Origin of the sequence: Haloferula chungangensis, assembly GCF_042664875.1 — a bacterium.
GTDB lineage: Bacteria > Verrucomicrobiota > Verrucomicrobiia > Verrucomicrobiales > Akkermansiaceae > Haloferula > Haloferula chungangensis.
On sequence record NZ_JBHTBS010000001.1, the window covers coordinates 80445 to 103276 of the forward strand.

Below are 22832 nucleotides of genomic sequence, written 5' to 3' on the forward strand. Positions count from 1 at the left end.
ACTTGTGGATAATCTGCGAGGAAACGCTCGCGCCGGCCTGTTCGACATGTCCATCGGGCTTCCGACTTTCCGGTGTGACAGCTCCAGGCCGTGAAGTTCTGACTTGCGCGAGGAGCAAGTCGATCAAGCTAGCGGGGAAATCGGTCCCATCTTGATTTTTCGGACCAAGGTGGAAGGGGTGGGTAAGGTTTTGGTGCCGATGCCCCGGCGTCAGGATAGAATTGAGATTCAACCATGAGGAGCATTTTCAAGATCGTTGAATTTCGTTGCCTTGATCCCATTCCATCCCAGTCATCCTGGTCCAATTCCTTCCCTGGCTCGATCGCCCTGGCGCGAGGAGTTTGAATTTTTTGTTCCGATATTTCTTCGGATTTGTTAATGAACCGTCACACGTGCCGAAGCTCCGAAAGAAAACCAGTTCCAAGGTCACCCGTCTGCAAGCGCAGACTCGGGTGATCCGGTTCTGCAACGGAGTGATTTTGTGTCTTTTCGGCCTATCGCTCGGGATGGTGGCGGTAGCCACGGCACTTCCTCAGAAACGGAAGCTGGAGGAAAAGGAGCTCGAGTTTACCAACATCATTTCTCGAGAAAGGGAGGTGATGGCGCTCAAGGAGGACAAGCAGGCGGCCTACGAGGCCCTGCGGGAAGACCCGGAGTACTTGGAGATTCACGCCCGAGACCGTCTGCCGCTCTACAAGGAGGGAGAGAAAATTTTCCGAATCGAGAGGAATCGCTGATGGAGGCCGATGTCGAGCAGGTGCTGATCGCGGAAGCGGTGATTGAAAAGCGGCTTGATGCGATGGCACTTGAGATCCGCCACGATTTCCCCGGCGAGGTGATGGTCGTGATCGTGCTCTTGAAAGGAGCCTTCGTGTTTGCCGCTGATCTTCTGCGCCGCATTCCACGCATGCTGGAAATCGAATGCCTCAACGTGGCAAGCTACCACGGCGGCACGGAAAGCAGCGGCAAGGTCGACTTTCTGGATCGGAAACTTCCGGACATCAAGGGGCGGAAGGTGCTCGTTCTGGATGATATTCTGGACACCGGACGGACCTTGCGGGCGGTCGTGGATCGACTGTTAGAAGAAGGCGCCTGCGAGGTGAAAACCGGGGTGCTTTTGAAGAAGGACAAGGAACTCGCTGAACAGGTCGATGCCGATTACGTCGGCTTCGCGATCGGTGATGAGTTCGTAGTTGGCTACGGTCTCGATTACAAAGGCCGCTACCGCAATCTGCCGTACATCGGCACGCTGAAGAAGGAGGCGATTTAGTTTTTGCCCTGATTCCGAGCGCTCATTCTTCCTCGGACTTCTGGGACTATCGACGAATGGCTACGACTCGCTTGAGGAGTCTTTCGTACTGTTTGGCGTCGATGGTTTCGGTGCGGAAGTCGCAGTAGATGATGCACCGGACCGTCTTTCCTCGTGTCGAATACTCGGGCGAGACGAATAGAGGGAAATCCGGGTGGTCGTAGGGCGGGTGTCCTGCGGCAAGGTAGAGGAATCCTGAGTTTGCGAAGCCGTCGGTGAACGGTCTGGAGCTTCCCAAGCGGCTTGACGCGATCAATGGGTCAAGGTCTGTGGGCGCTGGTTGGCCTTCTTCGATTCCTTCTGTCTCTAACAATAGAAAGTAGAGGGTGCGAAGCTGATCCCGATAGAGGTGGTCGAGACTGCTTCTCGAGCGGCTGGTCATCGGTTCGGAAAACAGGAGTTTGCTGACCGTAATAAATCCAGGAACCAGAAATGAAGTCGCAAACAGGACGACGATGAATCCAAAGATCGAGAGGGACGACTTGATCGACCAGTGGCGCTGGAAGTGGCTCGCTAGCCAGCGTCCGAGAAGGTGAAGAAGGAACAGGCTGACAATTCCCGCGACCAGTCCGCTGACGACAATCTCCGGATCAAGAGCCAGTGATTTGATGTTCCGTGATAGGAAGAACGCCCATCCTGCGACGAGGTGACCTGCTGCATCTGTGATTGAGCCACCGGTTGAGACGAATAGATAGAGGAGTCCGAGGGCGGTTATGAGCCCGATGGCAAGGATCTTGAGGACACGCAGAAAGACCTTCATTTTGCTGGGAGGAGATTTTCGATGTCTTTGTAGCGCGAGACTTCTACGGAGCCATCTGCCAGGACGAGGATGCAGCGGCTGCCATCGACTCCAAGTGCCGCAATGATGGGGGTTTCGGGCTGCATGCTCGTGATGTCTTTTCCCGGGTGAAGGAGCAGGAAGGGTTCCCGCGCGTAGCTGGCGTGAGATGGGAGATAGGTGAACATGTCTCCTCGGTAGTCGAGAAATTCGATAATCTCTTCGAGCGAGCTGGGATGAAGCCCTTCACTTGCCATTTCGATCATGGCGTAGTAGATCTGCTTTCCATTGTTGATGGCTTCGGTCCGCCTCACATTCTTGCCGCGATTGGTGATCATTGGAGCACGGGAAAGCCAAGCAAGCTCGTGGATGATGCCCGTCATCGCGACGGCGGCGGCGGTTAGGGTCAGGAAGATGCCACTTGATAGGAGGGTACGGCGCAGAGTCCAGGAGGGGTTGAAGGTGATTCTGATAAACCGCTGAAGCATGGCGATCGCGACGGCCGCAGCGCATAGTGAAAGGAGTATGGTTCCGATCTCGAAATTTAGCGCAGGTATGACGTTGATGAGATGGCGAAACCAGCCGGTGGCGAGATTATACGCTAAGACAAGAGTCCACCAAAGTGTTCCCTGGAGGACGGCGAGAAGGAACAGAACCCCGATCGAAATCCAGCCAAGAGGAAGGGATCGGCGTTTCTTCGCGGGTGCTGACTTTACCTCTCCCATCGCTTCTTGAGCTCGGAGTTCAGTTTCCCTTCAGCCCAATCCTCGATGGAGCCGTCGGTAAAGAGAATGAATCGGCGGGGGCCGGAGGAGGCGGGTTCGTAGATCAGAACTTCATGGCCGGTTCCAATGGTTTCCGGCTTGAGGTAGGCGTAGAAGTTACCGTCGGAAAGACGCCAACTGGATAGCGGGACTTCACCACTGAAGGGACCGCTCGGTGGCTTGCCCTGATGGGCTTCGGCGTGCGACCAGATGGCGTCGCGGAGTTTGCTGAGTCGCTGGTGACGTTGCTCCTTGGTCTCGAAGGTGTCGCTGGCCTCTCGAAGGCGGTAGCCGACTCCCTGCTTTTCCCATGCCCCCGGAGTGAGCAGCTCCCGAGCACCGGAAATCATGGTGAGAATGACGTAGAGGAAGAGCCCGGAAAGGAGAAGCAGGGCGAGGGCGCGACGATAGTTGAGGCGCGGCATCTTCTCGGAGCTCTTGGCGAGTGAGTTCCATAGGCCTTTGACCGCGAGTCCTAACAGCAGGTAGGCGACGATGAAGAAAGAGAGGACGTCGAGCCGCGCCTTGGCGGCATCGGTCAGAGTGATGACGGTCATGCCGGCCTGGGCCGGGAGACAGAGTAGAAAGGAAACAATCGCGATACGCCGCATGATCGGCATGTTAGTTCATGGTCTCACGCTTTGGCGACGCTAAAGGGAGTGCTTCTTGAGCGGGAAGACGGAGACATCGTCCTGATCGACAAAGAGGGCTGAGTCGGGTGGTGATTCCTGCAGGTGAAGTCCGTCCCAAGTGGCTGGCATGGCTTGTAGAAGCATGGTTCTAAGCTTCTCCAAGTGTCTTGGCGAGCGAGTTCCAGGATCGATGAGACAATAGCGGAGAGGCGGAGGACGATGGGGTCGGCCGGAGCCGGTAGGCGGAAGAGGGGAGCGCGCGATGTTATGGGTGGCGGTCGGACAGATGCGTTTGATCCGCCGACCGAAAGTTGCTAGGGTTTTGCGCTTTCGGGAAAGTCTGATTCCTCGCAAGCACCGATTCAGGTGGTAGCCAGCACCTTTGGACTCTTATTTCTCATGATTCGCTCCCGCATATTCCCCATGTCCTTGAGTATTGCTCTGATCAACTCGGGCGGAGCGGAGTTGATCACAAGGAACGATCCATTCGTCGTCACCCAGTCGAGTCTCACGACCTACGGTCTTGCGATGCCCTTTCCGAGTACGGCCGCCGATACCGCGGTCAACGAGTACAGTGGGCAGGTCGTTGCGACTTATACCTTCGATTCCGAGACGCTCGAGTTCTCGTCCTTCACTTTTGCCAATGACAACCCTCAGAGCTATTTCGAAATCTATACGAGGCCGGAGGTCGAGATACCACCGCCGGTTCCGCTCCCTCCGGTTCAGAACTACAAACTCGAGATATTGACCTACGTCAATTACCCGGTTCCCGGCTTTAACTACGCACTGACTTACATTCTCCGTGAGCCGCTTCATACCGTGGGCCAGAATATCATTTTCCGGCCCCAAACTCTGGTTCCCAGCGGGTCCATCACCCCATCGGGAGCCTTGGATAATTCGGAGCATGTCCGCTATGCCTATGCAGGCAACCTGGTGACGGCTCGGGCCGTTACGGGAATCGCCCAGCCTCCGGTTCCGGTGAACTATGCCGTCCGTCCGGAGTATCTGCGGATGAAAGGGACCTACACGCCTTCGATTTCGGTGGTTTCCAGTAATCTCTACTATCGGTCGGCGTTGGCAGTCCTGACGGTTGAGATGGATGAAAGTGACCCCACGACCTTGCCCGGATCGATTCCAGGTTTGGATCTTGTGATCAACGAAACGGAAGTGGGGACCTTTACTGCCAACTCCTATCTCTTCACTATTCCCACGGCGTATGGGCAATGGTCGATCGATAATGATCTCAGCTATCCCGACCCAGAGGACAGCAACGAGGCTGGGATTGCCTATGGCATCCTCTTCGCTCTCGATCTCCCGGCGTCAGCGACGGCGCTCCCGATCACGACGGAGGTCTTGGCGACAGGGCCTGCCGTTCAGATCGCGCTTCCGGACAGCGGGCTCATGAATCCGATGTCGGTCGAGTATTCCACCACGATGGAGAAGGAAAGTTGGTCGCAACTCCCGGCGGAATATTACCTCGATGGTGCGGACTCGCTCGATCTCGGACAAACCGGTGCTCCCCGCTTTGGCTTCCCCGCAGGGGAGCGAGGTTTTCTGCGATTCGTCACAACGATTGAGCCCTGATTCCGAGCGCTTCGGGGACCAAAGAGGCGTGCTTGTTAGACGCCTGCCAGGAGCTTTTCGAAGCGCTTCCCGTATTCGACGTAGGAGTCGTAGCACTGCTGCCGATCGACCGCGGTCGGATCGGCGGCGTGGAAGACGGTGGCAACGTGGGGTTCGATGGCGATCCAGCCGTCGTAGCCATGTGACTTCGCATCTGTTAGGATCTCGACGAGTTTGGCCTGTCCGTCACCGGGCATGGTGTAGGCGGGCTCGACATCGTCGGAGACAGGGTTGATGCAGTCCTTGATGTGAATGTGGGCGACGTGCTCACGGACCTTTTCCCAGAACTCGAAGGGATCCTGCCAGGGGAAACTGCCGTCGGCATTCGGTTTCGAGCGATCCTTTTGGAAGACGGGGTTGCCGGTATCAAAGACGAGCTTGAGGCCGGGGACTTCCTCAACGAGGCGCAGGGTGTGTTCGGCGGAGAAGCCGCCCCAGTTCATGCAGTTCTCGTGGATGGCGGTGAGGCCGGCATCGGAAAAACGATTGACGATTTCGCGCAGGCGGCGGAAGCGCTCGGCTTCCTGCTGGTCTTCGCCCCATGGATTCTGGGCGTAGGACATGATGCGGATCAACTGGGTGTTGAGGCGCTTCATGCGCGGGATGGCGCGCTCGATTTCGGCGAGCGTGATGTCGAAATCAGAGTCGATCTTCTTTGCCCAGTTGCCGATCAAGGAACCGAACTCGGGGACGATGATGCCGGCGGCATCGAGGCGGTCGGCGATGTCGTTGAACTCGGCTTCGGGGACTTCGTGGAGGTTCTTGTCGCCGACCATGCGGGCGGAGATGGCGCTCCAACCGATGTCCTTGGTGGCGGCGATTTGTTTGTCGAGGTCGCGAGAAGCTTCGTCGGCGAATCCGGTGAGTTTCATGATGAAAAAATTGAAACGCCTCGACGCGAAAGCGCCAAGGCGGATGAGGTCAGGATTAAAGGATGATCTTCTTGCCGTCGTTCTGGGCGGATTCGTAGATCGCTTGGATCACGGCGACAGGCTTGCGGGCTTCCGCGGATGAGGTCGTCGGTTCGCGGCCTTCGTTGATGGCGTTGACGACTTCTTCGAAGTTGCGCTGGTGCTGATAGAAGTTGATGGCGCTGGGGTCGTTGGCGCCGAGTCCGGCTTCCTGACCTTTCATGAGGGTGCTCTTGATTTCGGCGTCTTCCGGCTTCTCCTCCATGAAGTCCCAGATCTCGAAGGCCTCGTCAGCAAGGAAGACCGAGCCTTCGGTGCCGGAGAGTTGGACGCGGGCGGGGTGACCGTCCTTCGACCAGGTGCAGGTCGAGCATTCGATGACACCGCGGGCGCCGCTTTCGAATTCGACAATGGCCACCACGATGTCCTCCACCTCGATGCGTTCGTGAGCGAGGCAGGCGGTGTTGGCCTGAACGGACTTCACGGGGCCGGCGAGGTGGAGCAGGGCATCGACGGTGTGGATCGACTGGTTCATCAGTGCGCCACCGCCATCGAGAGCCCAGGTGCCACGCCATCCGGCGGAATCGTAGTAGGCTTGATCGCGGTACCATTTCACGTAGGCGGATGCCGAAGTGAGCTTACCGAAGCGGCCTTCGTCGACGGCTTTCTTGAAAGCGGTCATGCCGGGGTGGAAGCGGCGGTTGAGCACGGCGGCGATGGTCTTGCCGTTCTTTTCCGCAGCGGCGATGAGTTGATCGATGCGCTCGGTGGTGATTTCGAGCGGCTTCTCACAGATCACGTGCTTGCCGGCGTTGAGGGCGGCAAGCGATGGCTCGAGGTGGGCACCGGATGGGGTGCCGACGGTCACAATTTCAAGCTCGGGGTCGGCAAGGAACTCCGCCATGTCCGAGTAGGCTTTGGCGCCGTATTCGCTGGCGAGTTTCTCTGCGGCTTCAGCGCGGAGGTCGAAGACCGAGTGGAGTTCGCCACCGGTCATGGCGGTGATGGCTTTGGCGTGAAAGTGGCCGATCATGCCGGCACCGATGATTCCGAATTTCATAACTTAAAGGTAGGAGAGGAGGGCTGGGGTGTGTTGTTAGGCGCGGCGTTCGTTCTTGAGGAACGAGAGGGTGCCGACGACGAAGAGGATGACGAGGATGGCAAGGCCGGCGGCAGGGATCATCCCGTGCCACGAGTCGAAGTTGGCTTTGCTTTTGAGAACCCACACGGAACCGAAGGTGGCGATGCCGGTGGCGGTGGCCATGAGCGTGTTCCAGAGAATTCTCTTTCCACCTGTCGGACGATGGTCACCGAGCACTTTCTTCGAATTCATGAGCAGGAAGAAGGTGAAGTAGGCGATGGGGATCAGGGACCCGCCGATGACGGATGTTGGGATGGCAAAGGCGGCCTTCGCCTCACCTGTCCAGATGAAGGGACCCGCAGCGCCCATCAGCCCGGAGACGGCGCAGCCGAGGAAGTGGGCTGACTTGCTTCCGGGGGCTCCCAGCAGTTCCTGGAATGCGAGGCCGTTCATCAGCATCAAGATGATGATGGTGGAAACCGCCATGCCGAGGACGCCGAAGCCGAAGATTTTCTGGGAAACGACTTTGCCCGCGAGAGGTTCGAGGGTGGTCGCGAGCTGGAAGTTGTCGCGGCTCACGAGCATGGCGGCGAGTTCCTTGTCCTGCGCGTTCGTCGCCTGAGCCTCGGGGCGGCTTTCGAAACCGGCAATGGTCTTGGTGTAGGCCGCTTCGGTTTTAGGGAAGGGGTTCCCTTGCGCATCGAGCACGTCCTTGGTGCTGGTGTGGAACTGGGAAGCAGCGGCGATGACAACGCAGGAGGTGGCGAGGAAGAAGGGAATGAAAAGACCGATCGAAAGGTCGAAGATCGCGAGACCGCGGTGCTTCTTACCCCAGCGCTTCTTGAGCAGTGAGTAGGGGAGCAGCCAGGTCATGTTGATGCCCACCGCGGTGCCGAAGGCCGTGATGATGATGTCGCGCTGGTCGTTGACGATCTTGTTAGTCCACCAGGCGGGATCGGAGGAGGCGGCGATGAGTTCGCTAAAGCCTGCTGCAGGCTTGAAGAGCAACGATGGGTCAGGAATCAGGCCGGCGAAGATTTTGCCCCAGTCGATGGCGCCACTGGTGGAAAGGGTGATGACGACGGCGAAGAAGGAAAGCACGATGAGACCGACCATGACCTTGATGATCATATCGAAGATCCCGACGCCTCGTCCTTCGGATTCGTAGAGGACGTTGATGCCGAACCCGATGCAGAAGAGGATGATGCAAATGACGATCGTCGTCAGGTTGCCGTCGCCAATGCCTGGCAGGAGATTCTGTTGGACCGCGGCGCTGGCGAGATTGAACTGGGGCATGCACCAAACGATGTTGGCCATGATGGTGGCAATGAGCCAGGCCCAGCCAAGGAGTGGCGAGAGGTGCTGGTTGATCGCGCCGAATGGACGCTGCTCGGTGGTTAGCGTGACATAGGCAATCGCGGCGAGCATGATGATGCCGCAGATCATTGCCAGTGGCTGGAGCCACATCAGGCCGAAGCCGGCGATCACACCGAGGTAGAGGGCGCCAGCGAGAGAACCGCCGCCCAGGGTGATGGCTCCTTGCATCCAGCCGGGACCAGATAGACGGGCGTAGATGGCGGCTTTGCCGAGGGTGCCCTTGGTCTGGGCTTCATCAACGAGTTGATTTTCGCGTTCAGGAGTCATGTTGGATTTTTTAAATGGGTCGTCTACTCGCCGAAGAACTTGCGAAGGTTCTCACGGCTCGTGCAAGCAATGCTGTCAGGAGTCGGGTCATATTTGAAAACTTCGACGCTGACCCAGCCGTCGTAGTTCGTTTCACGCAGGGCATCTACGATTGGGCGATACTCAATCTTACCCATACCCGGTCCGTAAAGGTTCGGATCGTTGGCGTGGAAATGCGCGGTCCAATCCTTGCTGGCTTGGATGATGTCGGCAATTGCGTCATCCTCGTAGCTCATGGCTTTGACGTCGAGGTGGAGCTTGCAGGACGGGTGATCGACCGCTTTGCAGAGTCGGATCGTCTCCGCTGCAGTGGTCAGGAAATTGGTTTCGACGCTTCCTAACGGTTCGACCGCGATGGTGATGCCAAGCTCCCCGCAATGTTCCGCCGCGACCCGCATGGTTTCGACGGCCCGCTCGAAGGCTTCTTCATAGGGCCAGTCGGCATCGAGCGAGCGCTGTTGGGGACTACCCCAAACCATGATCGTTCCGCCGAGGTTGTGGCAGAGGTCGGCAAGGCGGCAAGCGTAGTCCCGGGTCGCCTGCTGGATGGACTCGTCAGGGCTGGTGAGGTGGTAGCCTTCGGTTTTGGCAAAAAGCCAGTGAAGGCCGACGACTTCGAGCCCGGCATCGGTGACCTGAGCTCCGAGCGATTTGGCCTCTGCCGGAGAGATCGACGAAATGTCGGAGGCGAGGGTGAAAGGGGCGATTTCCAGGCCGGTGTAGCCGTGTTTGGCGGCGAGTTTGGCGGAATCGGCGAGCGGAATGCTCCCGTAGGTTTCGTTGCAGATGGCGAAGCGCATGAAGCGAGAAGGGAAGTGAACTTGCCCCTCCGGGGAGCGTCGTTATCCAATCAGTCTGTCAAGCGGCGGCAAGATCAGAGTTGTAGCCAGTTTTCGCTACTCGGGACACGTCCTTTGAAGGCGACAAACAGGAAGTCGAATCCTCAGGGAAGCGGTAGGCAGATCTTCCCGCCTCGTGGCCTTGCTTAAAGCTCCCGGATCCGCAGGTTTCTCCAGCGGACGTTGCAGGACTTTCCGCCGTGAACCTGGAGGGCGAAGAAGCCTTGGGGAGTGAATTCAGGGTTGTCGTCGGTGAAATCGACGCGCGCTTCGCCATTCAGCCAGATCTGGATCTGCTTTCCTTTGCAGACGATCCGAATCTCGTTCCAATCGTCGGGCTTGAAAATCTTCTGACCTTGTTTGGTGAAAGCAGCGCTCGCCTCCTTGTCCTTCCGATCCGGTTGGAGCCAGCCGCGGCGGGCTTCGTCGTAGAGCCCGGCTGTCCATGAGCGCTCGTTGCGATTGTCGTGCTCGCACTGGTAGCCGTAGACCCGACCATTCTCTCCCGGCTTTTGTAGGCCACGGAACATCATGCCTGAATTGCCGGAAAGGTCGTCGAACTTCATCTCAAAGCGGAAGTCGAAATCCTTGTAGGTCTTTTCGGTGCGCAGGAAGGTGTTGCCTTTGATGTCTTTGCCGAAACCGACGATCGCGTCGCCTTCGATCTTGTATTGGCCGTTGCCATTAACCTTTTTCCAGCCGCTGAGGTCCTTGCCATTGAAGAGCGCGGTGAATCCCTCCTCGATCGCCATGGCTGGCAAGGTGAGGGCAAGGGCGAGAAGTGCGAGTGTAGCTTTCATGGATCAGTGAGAACCTACTACTGAGGATTTCGGGGAATATTACGTGAAACCCCGGGGTTACGAAAAATAGGCGACCCCGGCCTTGAACAAGGGCTGGTGTTTGTTGCCGGGGATGTTCTTGGCGACCTGGGTGCCTCGACGCTCGGTGTGACCCATTTTTCCGAAGACGCGTCCGCATGGGCTGGTGATGCCTTCGATGGCGGCAAGCGAGCCGTTCGGGTTGTAGGCGATGTCCATGCTCGGCTTGCCACTAGGATCGCAGTAGCGAGTGGCGATCTGGCCATGGGCGGCGAGTTCGGCGATGACTTCGGGCGATGCGACGAACTTCCCTTCGCCGTGCGAGAAGGGCACGCGATGGATGTCTCCGACCTGGCTGTTAGCCAGCCACGGGGAAAGGGTGCTGGTGACGACGGTGGGCGCGTAGCAGGAGATGTGGCGGCTGATGTCGTTGTGGAAAAGCGTCGGGCGATCGGCGGGCGCGTGGCGCGTGATGGTGGATGATGGATGGTGGATGGTGGATGAAGAGTTCGCGATCTTCGATCCACCCTCTTCAATCTCCCATCTTCCATCCAAGACCTCGCCATACGGGACGAGACCGGTTTTGATCAGGGCCTGGAAGCCGTTGCAGATGCCGAGGATGAGTCCGTCGCGGTTCTTGAGGAGATCCATGACGGCGTCGGCAACTTCCGGGTTGCGCAAAACGGTGGCGATGAACTTGGCAGAGCCGTCGGGTTCATCACCGGCGCTGAAGCCACCGGGCAGGAAGAGGATCTGGCTTTCGCGAATTTGGGCGGCGAGGGTCTTGAGGGACTCTTCGAGATGGGCCGGGGTGAGGTTGCGGAACACTTCGATGTGGGCATCACCACCAGCCTCGCGGAAGGCCTTGGCGGAGTCATATTCGCTGTTGGTTCCCGGGAAGGAGGGGATCAGCACCTTCGGCTGGGCGATGGTCGATGATGGATGGTGGATGGTGGATGCTTGAGGGGATTGCACAACGATGTCGTCGAGGTCCTGAGCGGACGCCTTGGTGGGGAAGATCGGTTCCAAGGTGGCGGACCAGGCGGATTGGAGGTCGGCGAGCTGGTGGGCTTCGCCGTTGATGGTAAGGATTGCTTCCTCGGTGACTTTGCCGATTTCTTCGGAGTTGAGGGAAGCGGGGAGCGCTTCGCTGTGCTCGATGAGGAAAGAGTAGGGGCGGGGTCTGTAGAGCTCCTCCTGATTCATGACCGGGACGGTCATGCCTAGGTTGTTGCCGAAGCAGCAGAGGGGAATGGCGTGGGCGAGGCCGCCGTGACCGATGGATTTGCTGGAGATGAGCTTGCCGGCAGCGGCGAGCTTGTGGAGTTCTTCGGAGACTTCCTTGATGCGCTCGTAATCGGGGAGATTCTCGGCGGTGGCGGGGATATCTACGAGGGATATCGTACTTCCGGCCTGCTTCAGTTCCGGGGAAAGTGCCTGGCTGGCTTTTCCCGGAGCAAGGGCGAAGGAGACAAGGGTCGGTGGGACGTCGAGCTCGTTGAAGGAGCCGGACATGCTGTCCTTTCCGCCGATGGCGGCGAGGCGCAGGCCGTGCTGGGCATCGAAGGCACCAAGCAGGGCGGCGAAGGGGAGTCCCCAGCGCGACGGATCGTCGCCGAGTTTCGGGAAATATTCCTGAAGGGTGAGACGGATGTCGCTGAGGCGTGCGCCGGCGGCGACGATCTTGCAGGCGGACTCGGCGACGGCCGAGGCGGCTCCGTGGAAAGGAGAGTCGGAGGAAAGATCGGGATTGAAAGCCCACGACATGTAGGTGGCGACATCGGTGTCACCCTCTAACAGAGGAAGCTTGGCGACCATGGCGTCGGGCGGGGTGAGTTGCTTCTCACCACCGAATGGCCAGAGCACGGTGCCGGCGCCGACGGATCCATCGAACATTTCTCCGAGGCCTTTTTGGGAGGCGTGGTTGAGGAGGGCCAGGTGATCGGCGAGCTTTGAGCTGTGGGAGGAAGTGGAGGGGGTCGGCGCGTTGACGTGGATCGTGGCGCTGAGTTGGACGCCGTTGGTGTCGAGGAAAGCGCGCGAGAGGTTGACGATCTCCTTTCCACGCCAGGTCATACGCAGACGCCCGTGGTCACGGACGGTGGCGACGTGGACGCATTCGAGATTCTCCTTGTCGGACTCGGCGATGAAGTAGGGGGCGTCAGCGGGATCGACGCAGACGGCCATGCGTTCCTGGGATTCGGAGATGGCAAGCTCGGTGCCATCGAGGCCGTCGTATTTTTTCGGCAGGGCATCGAGGTCGATGTCGAGCGATGGGGCAATCTCACCAATCGCGACAGAGACACCACCCGCTCCGAAGTCGTTGCAGATTTTGATTTTCTTCGACAGCTCCGCATTGCGGAAAAGTCGCTGGATTTTGCGTTCGGTCGGAGCGTCGCCTTTCTGCACCTCAGCGGAGTTGTCGAGGGCGGTGTCGGTGTGTTCCTTCGAGGAACCGGTGGCACCACCGACGCCATCGCGGCCGGTGCGACCACCGATGAGCAGGATGAGATCGCCGTTTGCGGGGGCTCCGCGAAAAACATTCGAGCGGGGTGCGGCGGCGACCACGGCACCAATTTCCATGCGCTTGGCGACGTAGCCGAGGTGATAGACCTCGGCGACCTGGCCGGTCGCGAGACCAATCTGGTTTCCGTAGGACGAGTAACCCCTCGCTGCGATCTGGCAGATTTTCTTTTGCGGAAGTTTGCCGGGAAGGGTCTCGGAAAATGGGGTGCGCGGATCGGCAGCACCGGTGACGCGCATCGCCTGATAGACGTAGGAACGTCCGGAAAGCGGATCGCGAATGCAGCCGCCGAGACAGGTGGCGGCTCCACCGAAGGGTTCGATCTCGGTCGGGTGGTTGTGCGTTTCGTTCTTGAACTGGATGAGCCACTCTTCCTCGTCACGTTCGTCAATTTTGACGGGAACGATGATCGAGGCGGCGTTGATCTCCTCGGACTCTTCGAGGTTGTGGAGTTCGCCGGAGGCACGCAGTTCGCGCATGCCCATCAGGGCGATGTCCATCAGCGTGACGGGTTTGTCCTGACGGCCGAGATTGTCACGGGTGGCGAGGTAGGTTTTCCATGCCCGCTGAATCGGCTCGGTGCCTTCGTCGAAGGTCACGTCGTCGATCTTTGTTAGGAAAGTCGTGTGGCGGCAATGGTCGGACCAGTAGGTGTCGAGCATCTTGAGCTCGGTGATGCTGGGTGCACGGTTCTCCTCCTTGCCGAAGTAGTTCTGGCAGAAGGCGACGTCTTCTTCGGACATCGCGAGGCCGAACTTGCTACGGATTTCGGCGGGTGAGCCGCTGTTGAAATCGGAGAGGATTTCGACGTCGGCAGGAGCGGAAGGAGTGGCGCGAACGGTGTCGGCAGCGACATCGACCTCATGGGAATCCACGGCGTTGATGACGTAGGCTTTGATCCGATCGATATCGTCCTGAGAAAGCCCGCCCTGGAGGAGAATGACTTTGGCGGAGATGACGACCGGACGTTCTTTTCCGGTGAGGATCTGAATGCACTGGGCGGCGGAATCGGCGCGCTGGTCGAACTGGCCGGGCAGGTATTCCACGGCGAAGGCGTGTTCGTCGGGGCTCTGGACGAGTTCACGGCTGGCGGTATCAATCTGTGGCTCGGAGAGCACGAGTTTGACGGCGGCATCGAATTCCTCGGCGGTCAGGCCATCGGCCTCGTAGCGCTGGACGATGCGGAGCTTGTCGAGACTCTTGAGATTGAGAGACTCGCGAAGATCTGCGAGGAGATGCTTCGCCTCAGTGGCGAAGGAAGGCTTCTTTTCGACGAAAATGCGCTGCATGTGGGTGCTGACCAGTGGAAGCGGGCGAAGGTAGCGGGTCCGCAGGGGAGAGCAAGGCGGAGAAGTCCGGATGGGCGGGAAAAGGGCAAATCCGGAAGGAAATCACCGTTTTGAGCCCGTCGCAGGGGGGTGAGGCATCAAATTGGGAGCGATCACGACGGCAGGACGCGATCGGAGAATCGGGCGACGGGTTGCGGATTGGGGTTTTCGCATCCGATCAGATGGAGCTGATCATGTTCAATCCACCAAATCGCACGTTGGTTGAAGTGGCGGGCGAGGTCCACGGCGGCATCGAGGGGGCAGACGATCGCCCATCCGGGCTCCGTGTGCGACTGGTCCGGCGAGCAGCCCGTGGCTCGAAATCGTTCCCAGCCGACCGCGGCCAAACGTCCCTGCAATCTCAGGTCCGCCGCCCAGTTCTCGTCGGGCGATTGAGCTTCGTCCATCGGGTTGAAAGCCGTGACGATGGCGAATGCAAGCGGCAAGGGATCCGGTGGATCTTGCAGAATGAAGACGGTATCGAGATAGGCGGCGGGAAGCTCGGCAGACATGGTCCTCGAACCGGTTCCGTGTGGAACCGGGCGGAGCGGCCAGGCTCAGGCAACCGGTGATCCTGCTGCGGGGGCAGGCTTCTTGCCAGTCGTTTGAATGCGCAGGTCGCGGAGTTGTTTTGGATCCACTTCGGCAGGCGACAGCGACATGAGATCGCTGCCCTTGTTGTTTTTCGGGAAGGCGATGACTTCGCGGATCGATTCTTCGCCGCAGATCAGCATGACGAGTCGATCAAGTCCGAGGGCGAGACCGCCGTGGGGAGGGGCACCGAACTTGAAGGCGTCGAGAATGTGGCTGAACTCTTCCTGAGCCTGCTCTTCGGAAATGCCGAGCGCGGTGAACATGGCGGACTGAAGCGGCGCTTCGTGGATCCGGACCGATCCACCACCAAGCTCATTGCCGTTGAGTACGACGTCGTAGGCTTGCGCGCGGAGGTCGGTGGAGAGCTCGCCTTTGAGGAGCTTCTCTTCGTCTTCCTTGAGCGGGCGGGTGAAAGGATGGTGAACGGCGACGTAGCGGCCTTCCTCTTCATCAAAGGCAAGCAGCGGGAACTCGGTGACCCAGAGGAAATCGAGCTCGGTGTTGCCTTCTAACAGGTTCTGCATTTCGGCGCAGGCGAGACGCACGCGGCCGAGAACGTCGCAGGCGGGTTCCCACTGGTCGGCGGCGAAGAGGATCAAGTCACCGGCTTCGATATTAAGCTTGCTGCGAAGCGCTTCCACTTCGGCGTCGGTCATGCGCTTGACGAATGGCGAGCGCCAGGTGTCGCGCTCTTCGCCACGTGCTTGAATGTAGGCAAGGCCTTTCGCGCCGGCTGCCTGAGCGAGCTTGGTGAGCTTGTCGATCTGACCGGTCGAGATGTCGGCGAAGCCTTTGGCGTTGATCGCCTTGACCACACCACCGGAAGCGACGGCTCCCGAGAAGACGCGGAATTCGCAGTCCTTGAGTTCCTCGGTGAGGTCGACAAAGTTCAGTCCGAAACGGCGATCGGGCTTGTCGGAACCATACTGGTCCATTGCCTGTTTCCAGGTGATGCGTTCGAAGGATGCCGGGATTTCCGTGTCGCGTGCGTCCTTGAAAATGCGGCCGAGAAGGCCTTCGACCAAGGCGATGACGTCATCCTGATCGACAAAGGAGGCCTCGATATCGATCTGGGTGAACTCAGGCTGGCGATCTGCACGGAGGTCTTCATCGCGGAAGCACTTGGCGATCTGGAAATACTTCTCGATGCCGCCGACCATCAGCAACTGCTTGTACTGCTGAGGTGCCTGGGGCAGGGCGTAGAAGTGGCCGCTTTGCAGACGCGATGGGACGAGGAAGTCACGCGCACCCTCCGGTGTGGACTTGGAAAGGATCGGCGTTTCGATTTCGCAGAAGCCCTGCTCGTCGAGGAAGTCGCGTGTGGACTTGGTGACACGGTGGCGGGTGCGCAGGTTGCGCGTCATCCGTGGGCGACGGATGTCGAGGTAGCGGTACTTCATCCGCAAGTCCTCGTTGGAAAGTTCCTTGTCGAGTTGGAAGGGAAGGACCTCGGCCTTGTTGACGATGGTGACGCTGGCGACAACGAGTTCGACCTGTCCGGTCTCGAGATTGTCGTTGGTTGTGTCGATGCCTTCGGCTTTGAGTCGCTCGCGGACGATGCCCTTGACCTGGATGACGTCTTCACTGCGGAGCTTGTGCGAGATCTCGGCAGCCTCGGCGCTTTCCTCCGGGCGGAAGACACACTGGGTGATGCCTTCGCGGTCGCGGAGGTCGACAAAGATGACACCGCCTTGATCGCGGACCGTATTGATCCAGCCGATGAGTGTGGCCTCTTGGCCGATGTGTGACGGGCGGATTTCGTTGCAGTGATGAGTGCGCATGGCTTTCTGAAAATGGGGACCAGGATGGATAGGATGGATTGGATAAAGGCAGGATGAGAATTGGCTCTATTTGAGCGGGTAAACTCTCTTTACTTCTACTTTTGGATTTCCGAAATTGATGATGAGGCCGAGGGATAACTTTGCTGCCTGAAGATAACTGAGCATTTGGGCGAGTTCCCGGTCCGTAATGTATTTGATGGTCTTGGTGTCGATGATGATCTGGTCGTAGGCGATCAGATCGGGGATCAGGCTGTCGATTTCAATGTCCTTGTAGACTAGGGGGAAGATCTTCTGTTGATCGTAGGGAATGGACCTTAGTTGGAATTCACGAACCATTGCGCGTTCGTAGGCCTTCTCGCGATAGCCACAGCCAACTTCATTCATGACTTCAAAAGCTATTCCAATGATTTCCTTGGTTTCGGTTTCAAAATTCATCCTATCCATCCTGGTCCTGGCTTTTTAAGCAAGCAAAGGACCGTCGGGCTGTTGGAGGCGGTCGGTGAGCCAGTCGGCGAGGCCGAGGACGTGGCAGGATTCTTCGGTGCGGGAGGCGAGGACTTTCAGTTGGAGCTCGGGCAACTCGGAGCCAACGACAAGTGCGAAGCGCGCGCCGGATTGCTCGGCACGCTTGAGCTGCTTGCCGAGCTTGGCCTGACCGAAGGGCAGATCGCAGGCGATGCCGGCTTCGCGCAGTTCGGAGAGGATGGCGAGGGCGTCGGAGCGCTTGGTTTCGTCGGCAATCACAAGGAAGACATCACAGGCCGCTCCGGATCGCTGAAGCCAGACTTCCATCTGCATCAGGGCGTCGGTGGTTTCCTCGATGAGGTTGCGGATCACGTAGTCGCCCATCGCGAAACCGGTGGCAGGCATCTCACAGCCGCCATCGGAAATGGTGCCGACCAAAGTGTCATAGCGACCGCCTCCGGCCACCGCGCGCATCGATTTCTTCGAATCGAAGACTTCGAAGACGATGCCGGTGTAGTAGGCGAGTCCGCGGACGATCGAAAGGTCGAGTTCGAGGAAGGGTGCCATACCGCGCGCTTCGAGATCTTCGCTGATCGCTTCGAATGCGGAGGAGGCATTCTCCGGATTCTTGATGAACTCCGTCACTTCCTCGGTGCTGAGTCCGAACGTGCTGAGCTTTTGCCCGGTGACATCGGGCTTCTCGCGCTCGAGCTTGTCGATGATTTGGAGGAACTCGGGGATGCGTTCTTCGTCGATGTCGCGCTTTGAGGCGAAATCGATCCATGCCTGGCGATCGGACACGCGCACGACGAAATCGCCTTCTTCGAATCCGAAGGCGCGCATGGTGTCGATGGACAGCGCGATCAATTCCGCATCAGCAGCGGGGCCGGCCTCACCGAGGATGTCGACATTGAACTGGTGGAACTCGCGGCCGCGGCCTTTTTGCGGTTTCTCGTAGCGGAAGCACTGGCCGATTTCGAACCACTTGAGCGGCTTCGGGAAATCGCGCTGGTGCTGAGCGGCAATACGGGCGAGCGAGGCGGTGACCTCCGGGCGAAGACAGACGTCGCGACCGCCCTGGTCTTCGAATCGGAAGAGCTGGGAGGAGAGTTCGCCACCGGATTTCTTCAGGTAAAGCGAGGTGTCTTCGAGGATTGGGCTCTCGTATTCGACGAAGCCGTAGGTCCGGGCGACCGAGCGCCAGGTTTCAAAGAGGTAATTGCGCACGGCGCATTCGCGTGGTGTGAAATCGCGGAATCCCGGAAGTGCTTGAAAACGAGGTGCTGCCATGGTCTTGGCCGGGCGGTTGGACCCGAGCGGGCGGGGAGGATGCACGGAGAAGCACGGAGTTCAAGGCGGGATTCGAAGCTTGATACTGGAAGGCAGGATCATGGGAATGCAGCTTCGCAATCGGATGGTCCGTCCGGGGATTTCACCCTGCGTTGGCGACGGCGATGAGGTGGCGGAGTTCGTCGGCCGCTTCGGCGGGGTCGCTCACGGTAGCGGCGATTTCGCTGCGGATCAGCTCGCGGAAGCGGACGCGGAGACGGTGAATGGCCACTTTCACCGCCGTCTCCGAGATTCCGAGCGAGCGTGCGGCGTCGGCCTGGGAATGTTGGACACCGCCGTCGAGCCAGGGTTTCAGGGTGGCGAAGATCTCGGCTTTTCCTGCCTGCTCGGCTTCCAGCGCGGCTAGCGAGCGAGTGATAAGCGTGTGGGCCCATTCCCGGTCAAAGGCGAGCGTGTCGTCCGGCGCTCCGCGGGCGGCTTCATCCAGCAGCGGGACATGCTCCACCCCATTGCCGCGCTTTCCCGCGCGAGACGCGTCGCGCTGTTTGGACAGAAAGTGTTTTAACGCACCCAGGAGATAGTTGCGGAAGCGTCCGCGTCCCGGATCAGGTGCTCCGACCCCGCTGGCTAACAGCGATTCGAAAAACGCGTGGGCCGTTTCGCGGGCCGCGTCTTCCTGACGTCCGTCGCGCCGCAGGAAGGCGACGACCGGTGCGTAGTAGGCCGCGCAGAGCTCGGACAAGGCCGCGATTGCCCCTTCACCCTCGCCACGAGCGCGAAGGACCAGCGTCCAATGGGTGGGGTGGAAGTTGGAATCTGTCATCGAATTCGATCAGCGTTTCGCATGAAGCGCGTTCAACTTCCATGCCCCGTCTTCGAGCACCATCCAGAACGTGAAGCGCCGCTTGCTGCCGTCATTGGCTTCGACGAGCACCTCGGCATTGGACGCGTCTGGCAAGGACGCACTGACGACGCTTATGTTCCCAAAGTCTCCGAAGTTATCCAGGCTCTCGCCCTTCTTCGCCAGTGATTTTTTGAAGACTTTGGAGAAGCTGCCTTGAAAGACCCGGAGGTTCTTGTGCCGTGCCGCTTCAATGAGGGCTTCCATGGCCTCACCGGCTTCCTTCAAGGCCGCGACAATTGGCGCTCCATCTCCGGCCTTTCCCTTGAACTCAAGGTAGTGGCGGGGGAACAGCAACATGCGCCTTCCCCAGAAGGAGATCATGCATTCCCCGCCGGCCCCGTCAGTCGCGAGGAAATGTGAATTGATCGCCTTGGTAGTGCGATCCCATTCATCGATGAACGAGAGCACGCACACCTCGTTGACATCCGCGCCGACTTTCTGTTTGGACAACTCCGCGAGGATGAAATCCAAGCCGCTTGGGTTGCCATTCAGGGAATAATCGTACCCGGCCAGAGCAAGGGCCAGCGTGGCATCCTCTCGAAGATCCTTTCTATCTAACAGGGGGAGCAGTCGATCATCCTTGTCGGCCGCCGCCTGACCAATCATCCACATCAGATCCCATGAGTATCGGTCCTTCTCGTCGATGAGGCGGAACACGTTCTCGGCCTTGTAGTTTCTGGCCAGCCGGTCTCCGCTGCTATCGTTGGGGTACTCGGTCTCCCAGTTCTTCTCCAGCCTTTCGGCCACGGCCACGGCGTCCCGATAGCTCCGGGTGGCGCCTGCTTGATCGCCTGAGGCTTGAAGAACGTCGCCGATCTTCACTTGAACGTGGGTGAGGGGATCCCTCAGTTTTACATCTTCGGGAGTCTTTTCGAGGTGGTCTCTCAAGATGGCCGAGCAGGCGCGATAGGTCTCAAGTGCGTCGTGGAGCGCTCCTTGCCTGCATTGGACGTCGCCGATTCGCTCGAGACATTGTGACTGAGTTTCCAGCAGGGCCTCGGGGTGTTTCTGCTGGACCTTCGCAATCATGTCGCTGGCGGCGCGATAACTTTTCACCGCCCCGGTGAAGTCGCCGCGTGCCGCACGCATGTCCCCATCCTTGATGTATTCCTGCTTGGGTGCCCAATCCTTTTCCTCGTCGACCTGCTTGGGTTTTGCGAGGCTCGCCTGGTCAATTTTCCAGTCGTTCGACGGAGTAGGCGGATCAGCGTTGGGAGTCTCGGCAGAAACTTTTGACGGAGTATTTTGCCCAACGCTGAATCGTTCGACCCTTGCTACGGTCCCGTTCTGAAAACGAATCTCCTTCGCCGGGGCGCCTCTTTCGAGGGAGACGGATTGGGTGTCCCATTTTGTTTCATCGGTGGAGCTAGCTACGAGAGCGAGAACCTGGTTCCGATCGGCTTCAGTTAAGCGAACCTTGACCCAAACCGTGCCTCCTGACTTCAGGGAGATCGGTGTTCCGGTATTCGGGATCCATCTCCTGGAAACTGTGGTAGGAAGGGTGATTTCCGTTCCTCCAATCATCTCATCCGGGTGATTGAATTGAAGCTTCACGGATTCCTTTGGGTCGGCGGAGGCGGGTTCTGATAAGGGGGAGCTGAAAGTTGGAATCAGGATGATCATGACCGTAGCCAGGAGACCAAGGATGACGGCAACAATGGGTCGAAGGATTTTCCCCTTTGCCTTGCGTTTGCGTGCAGGGGCATCTTCCCGGGTGGGTGCGGGTTCATTTCCGCTCGATCCACTTCCTATCGGCAGCAGCCAGAATAGGATTGTGATGATTGGCAGCAAGAGAATGACGGGTGGAGGCAGGAAAACCCCGACCACCATCAGCGCCAGAAAGGTGAGTGCCACGCACAGGACGGCCAACCACTTCGCGGGTCGTTGCTGATAGATGGTGAACAAGGCGATAACGATTCCTGCGAAGATCCCCATCCGGCCGATGAGGGAGGTGATGATCGCCCAGGTTTCGAGACGAGAGGGCAAACTCGTGGCAAGCAGATCGAAGACGAGTCCAACGCCAATCAGCGCCGTGACTTGAAACCGCCGAAGCGTGAGGAATTGCTCGGGACTCCTGGGAGGGTTTCTGCCATTGGGATCAGTTTTGACCCCTTTCACCTCGGCCTTCACTTCGTTCGCGTTTTGCTGCCCTGGTTCGCTTTGATTGCCGTGCGCTGGCGACCGAACTTCACTTCGTCTCCATGCGAAGTAACACCAACTCAAGCCAAACAGCCCCAAAGCGAATGCAATGACTCCAGGCCAGAAGGCGGTCAAGATGCCTGGATCTAATCCGCTTTCACGAACGGATTCTGGAGAATTGATCACGCTCCAGATGGAATTGACGTCCAACATAGGAGCGACTTCACGTGCCTTTAAATATCCCATCGCTGTGATCGTTCCTCCGCCAATTAGCAATACCAGCATCCAGAGGAATAGTGCAGGGAGCAGTGCGGGCTGCGTAGCATTACTTTGCGGCTCTCTTCTTTCGGAATGTTTCGTCGAATTTCCCACCTCCGTTTTCACTTCATCCGCACTCTGCTGCCGCAGCTCGCGTTCCTTTTCCAAGGTTCGGAAGACGATCTCGTCGATGCGGGCATTCACCGCAGCGCGTTGGCTGGGGGCGGGGAAGCGGCCCAAGGGAAGTTCGCCGGTGAGCATTTCATAAATGACAACTCCGAGGCTGTAGATGTCGGCGCGGTGGTCGACGCCGCGCGGGTTCTCGTGTTGTTCGGGGGCCATGTAGGCGGCGCTTCCAAGCACGCCTCCTGTTAGGGTGAGGGTGAATTCACGGTGGGGATCGCCGACGATGCGGGCGATGCCGAAGTCGGCGATCTTCACGCCGCCCCGTGAATCGAGCAGGATGTTCTCCGGCTTGATGTCGCGGTGCCAGACGCCTTGGGCGTGTGCTGCCTGGAGCGCGTCGCAGATCGGCGGGACGATGGCGAGTGCCTGCTCCGGGGTGAAGCGCCCGGCGCGCATCGCCTGACGGAGGTTCACGCCATCAACGTATTCCATCAGCAGATAGAAGAAGCCGCCGGTTTCACCGTGTTCGTAAACCGCGACGATGTTGGGATGGCTGAGCTTGCCGAGGGTGCGGGCCTCGCGGGCGAAGCGTTCCGCGAATGCCGGATCGCGACTGAGTTCGGGCGCGAGGATCTTCAGCGCGACGGTGCGGTCGAGGTTGGGCTGATGGACCTGATAGACGAAGCCCATTCCGCCCTGGCCGATGAGGCGGACAATCTCCCAGCGCGGGAACGCAGCGGCGATTTCCTCCAGCGATGGCGCGGCCTTGCCAGCGGGCGCCGGCTCCTCGGCATCGCGCAGCAGGCAGGCCGGACAGAAGCCGCCCGGCGCGTCAGGCGGAATGGGGGCGTGGCAAGTGGGGCAGGTTTTCGGATTCACACGGGTTCCTGACGGAAGGACGGCGCGAGGTTACAAACTGATTTTTCAAATGGCGAGGGGCGGGATTGGGGGGCATCGCGTGCGCGGACGATTTTGCGGAGCAATG

18 protein-coding genes are annotated in these 22832 nt (G+C 58.9%); 3 read left to right on the forward strand and 15 right to left on the reverse strand.

Annotated elements, in window-relative coordinates:
* The first annotated feature begins 392 nt into the window (after positions 1 to 392).
* Both ACFQY0_RS00330 and hpt read left to right on the forward strand, forming a co-directional pair.
* Entirely contained in the window at positions 393 to 737 is a 345-nt protein-coding gene (locus ACFQY0_RS00330) for a septum formation initiator family protein (RefSeq protein WP_379707882.1), read from the forward strand.
* On the forward strand, positions 737 to 1270 hold the full coding sequence (gene hpt / locus ACFQY0_RS00335; RefSeq protein ID WP_379707884.1) for a hypoxanthine phosphoribosyltransferase: 534 nt from the start codon (positions 737 to 739) through the stop codon (positions 1268 to 1270). Before ACFQY0_RS00330 ends, hpt begins: the two co-directional genes overlap by 1 nt.
* 46 nt (positions 1271 to 1316) lie before the next feature.
* Here hpt and ACFQY0_RS00340 read toward each other — a convergent pair whose 3' ends face one another.
* From ACFQY0_RS00340 to ACFQY0_RS00350, 3 genes are all read right to left on the reverse strand, one after another.
* Complete coding sequence (locus ACFQY0_RS00340; protein WP_379707886.1) at positions 1317 to 2069, reverse strand: hypothetical protein; 753 nt, start codon at positions 2067 to 2069, stop codon at positions 1317 to 1319.
* Positions 2066 to 2575 (reverse strand): hypothetical protein, encoded by a 510-nt coding sequence (locus ACFQY0_RS00345; RefSeq protein ID WP_379707888.1) that lies wholly within the window; start codon positions 2573 to 2575, stop codon positions 2066 to 2068. Before ACFQY0_RS00345 ends, ACFQY0_RS00340 begins: the two co-directional genes overlap by 4 nt.
* A 224-nt stretch (positions 2576 to 2799) precedes the next feature.
* Entirely contained in the window at positions 2800 to 3471 is a 672-nt protein-coding gene (locus tag ACFQY0_RS00350) for a hypothetical protein (RefSeq protein ID WP_379707890.1), read from the reverse strand.
* A 435-nt stretch (positions 3472 to 3906) separates the two neighbouring features.
* Here ACFQY0_RS00350 and ACFQY0_RS00355 point away from each other — a divergent pair, with 435 nt between their 5' ends.
* Positions 3907 to 5067: a hypothetical protein gene (locus ACFQY0_RS00355; protein WP_379707892.1), complete on the forward strand. Its 1161-nt coding sequence runs from the start codon at positions 3907 to 3909 to the stop codon at positions 5065 to 5067.
* A gap of 35 nt (positions 5068 to 5102) precedes the next feature.
* Here the strand turns inward: ACFQY0_RS00355 and ACFQY0_RS00360 are convergent, their stop codons facing one another.
* The 12 genes from ACFQY0_RS00360 to ACFQY0_RS00415 all read right to left on the reverse strand — a co-directional run bounded on the left by ACFQY0_RS00360 (position 5103) and on the right by ACFQY0_RS00415 (position 22726).
* On the reverse strand, positions 5103 to 5978 hold the full coding sequence (locus ACFQY0_RS00360) for a sugar phosphate isomerase/epimerase family protein (protein ID WP_379707894.1): 876 nt from the start codon (positions 5976 to 5978) through the stop codon (positions 5103 to 5105).
* A 55-nt stretch (positions 5979 to 6033) separates the two neighbouring features.
* A complete protein-coding gene (locus ACFQY0_RS00365; protein WP_379707896.1) occupies positions 6034 to 7077 on the reverse strand; it encodes a Gfo/Idh/MocA family protein in 1044 nt (347 codons plus the stop codon).
* A 36-nt stretch (positions 7078 to 7113) separates the two neighbouring features.
* Complete coding sequence (locus ACFQY0_RS00370; protein ID WP_379707899.1) at positions 7114 to 8742, reverse strand: divalent metal cation transporter; 1629 nt, start codon at positions 8740 to 8742, stop codon at positions 7114 to 7116.
* Positions 8743 to 8765: 23 nt separating this feature from the next.
* A complete protein-coding gene (locus ACFQY0_RS00375; RefSeq protein ID WP_379707901.1) occupies positions 8766 to 9581 on the reverse strand; it encodes a sugar phosphate isomerase/epimerase family protein in 816 nt (271 codons plus the stop codon).
* 185 nt (positions 9582 to 9766) lie between these two features.
* Positions 9767 to 10420 (reverse strand): 3-keto-disaccharide hydrolase, encoded by a 654-nt coding sequence (locus tag ACFQY0_RS00380; protein ID WP_379707903.1) that lies wholly within the window; start codon positions 10418 to 10420, stop codon positions 9767 to 9769.
* Between the two features lie 57 nt (positions 10421 to 10477).
* Positions 10478 to 14251 carry a phosphoribosylformylglycinamidine synthase gene (locus tag ACFQY0_RS00385; protein ID WP_379707905.1) on the reverse strand — a complete coding sequence of 1258 codons (3774 nt, stop codon included), beginning with the start codon at positions 14249 to 14251 and terminating at the stop codon, positions 10478 to 10480.
* A 152-nt stretch (positions 14252 to 14403) separates the two neighbouring features.
* Complete coding sequence (locus ACFQY0_RS00390) at positions 14404 to 14802, reverse strand: DUF3293 domain-containing protein (RefSeq protein WP_379707907.1); 399 nt, start codon at positions 14800 to 14802, stop codon at positions 14404 to 14406.
* A 45-nt stretch (positions 14803 to 14847) separates the two neighbouring features.
* Positions 14848 to 16665, reverse strand: coding sequence for an aspartate--tRNA ligase (aspS, locus tag ACFQY0_RS00395; protein WP_379707909.1), 1818 nt, complete (start codon positions 16663 to 16665; stop codon positions 14848 to 14850).
* A 66-nt stretch (positions 16666 to 16731) separates the two neighbouring features.
* Complete coding sequence (locus ACFQY0_RS00400) at positions 16732 to 17100, reverse strand: GxxExxY protein (protein WP_379707911.1); 369 nt, start codon at positions 17098 to 17100, stop codon at positions 16732 to 16734.
* Positions 17101 to 17124: 24 nt separating this feature from the next.
* Positions 17125 to 18420 carry a histidine--tRNA ligase gene (gene hisS / locus ACFQY0_RS00405; RefSeq protein ID WP_379707913.1) on the reverse strand — a complete coding sequence of 432 codons (1296 nt, stop codon included), beginning with the start codon at positions 18418 to 18420 and terminating at the stop codon, positions 17125 to 17127.
* Positions 18421 to 18562: 142 nt separating this feature from the next.
* Positions 18563 to 19243, reverse strand: coding sequence for an RNA polymerase sigma factor (locus ACFQY0_RS00410; RefSeq protein ID WP_379707915.1), 681 nt, complete (start codon positions 19241 to 19243; stop codon positions 18563 to 18565).
* A 9-nt stretch (positions 19244 to 19252) separates the two neighbouring features.
* Positions 19253 to 22726, reverse strand: coding sequence for a serine/threonine-protein kinase (locus tag ACFQY0_RS00415; RefSeq protein ID WP_379707917.1), 3474 nt, complete (start codon positions 22724 to 22726; stop codon positions 19253 to 19255).
* Positions 22727 to 22832 lie beyond the last annotated feature (106 nt).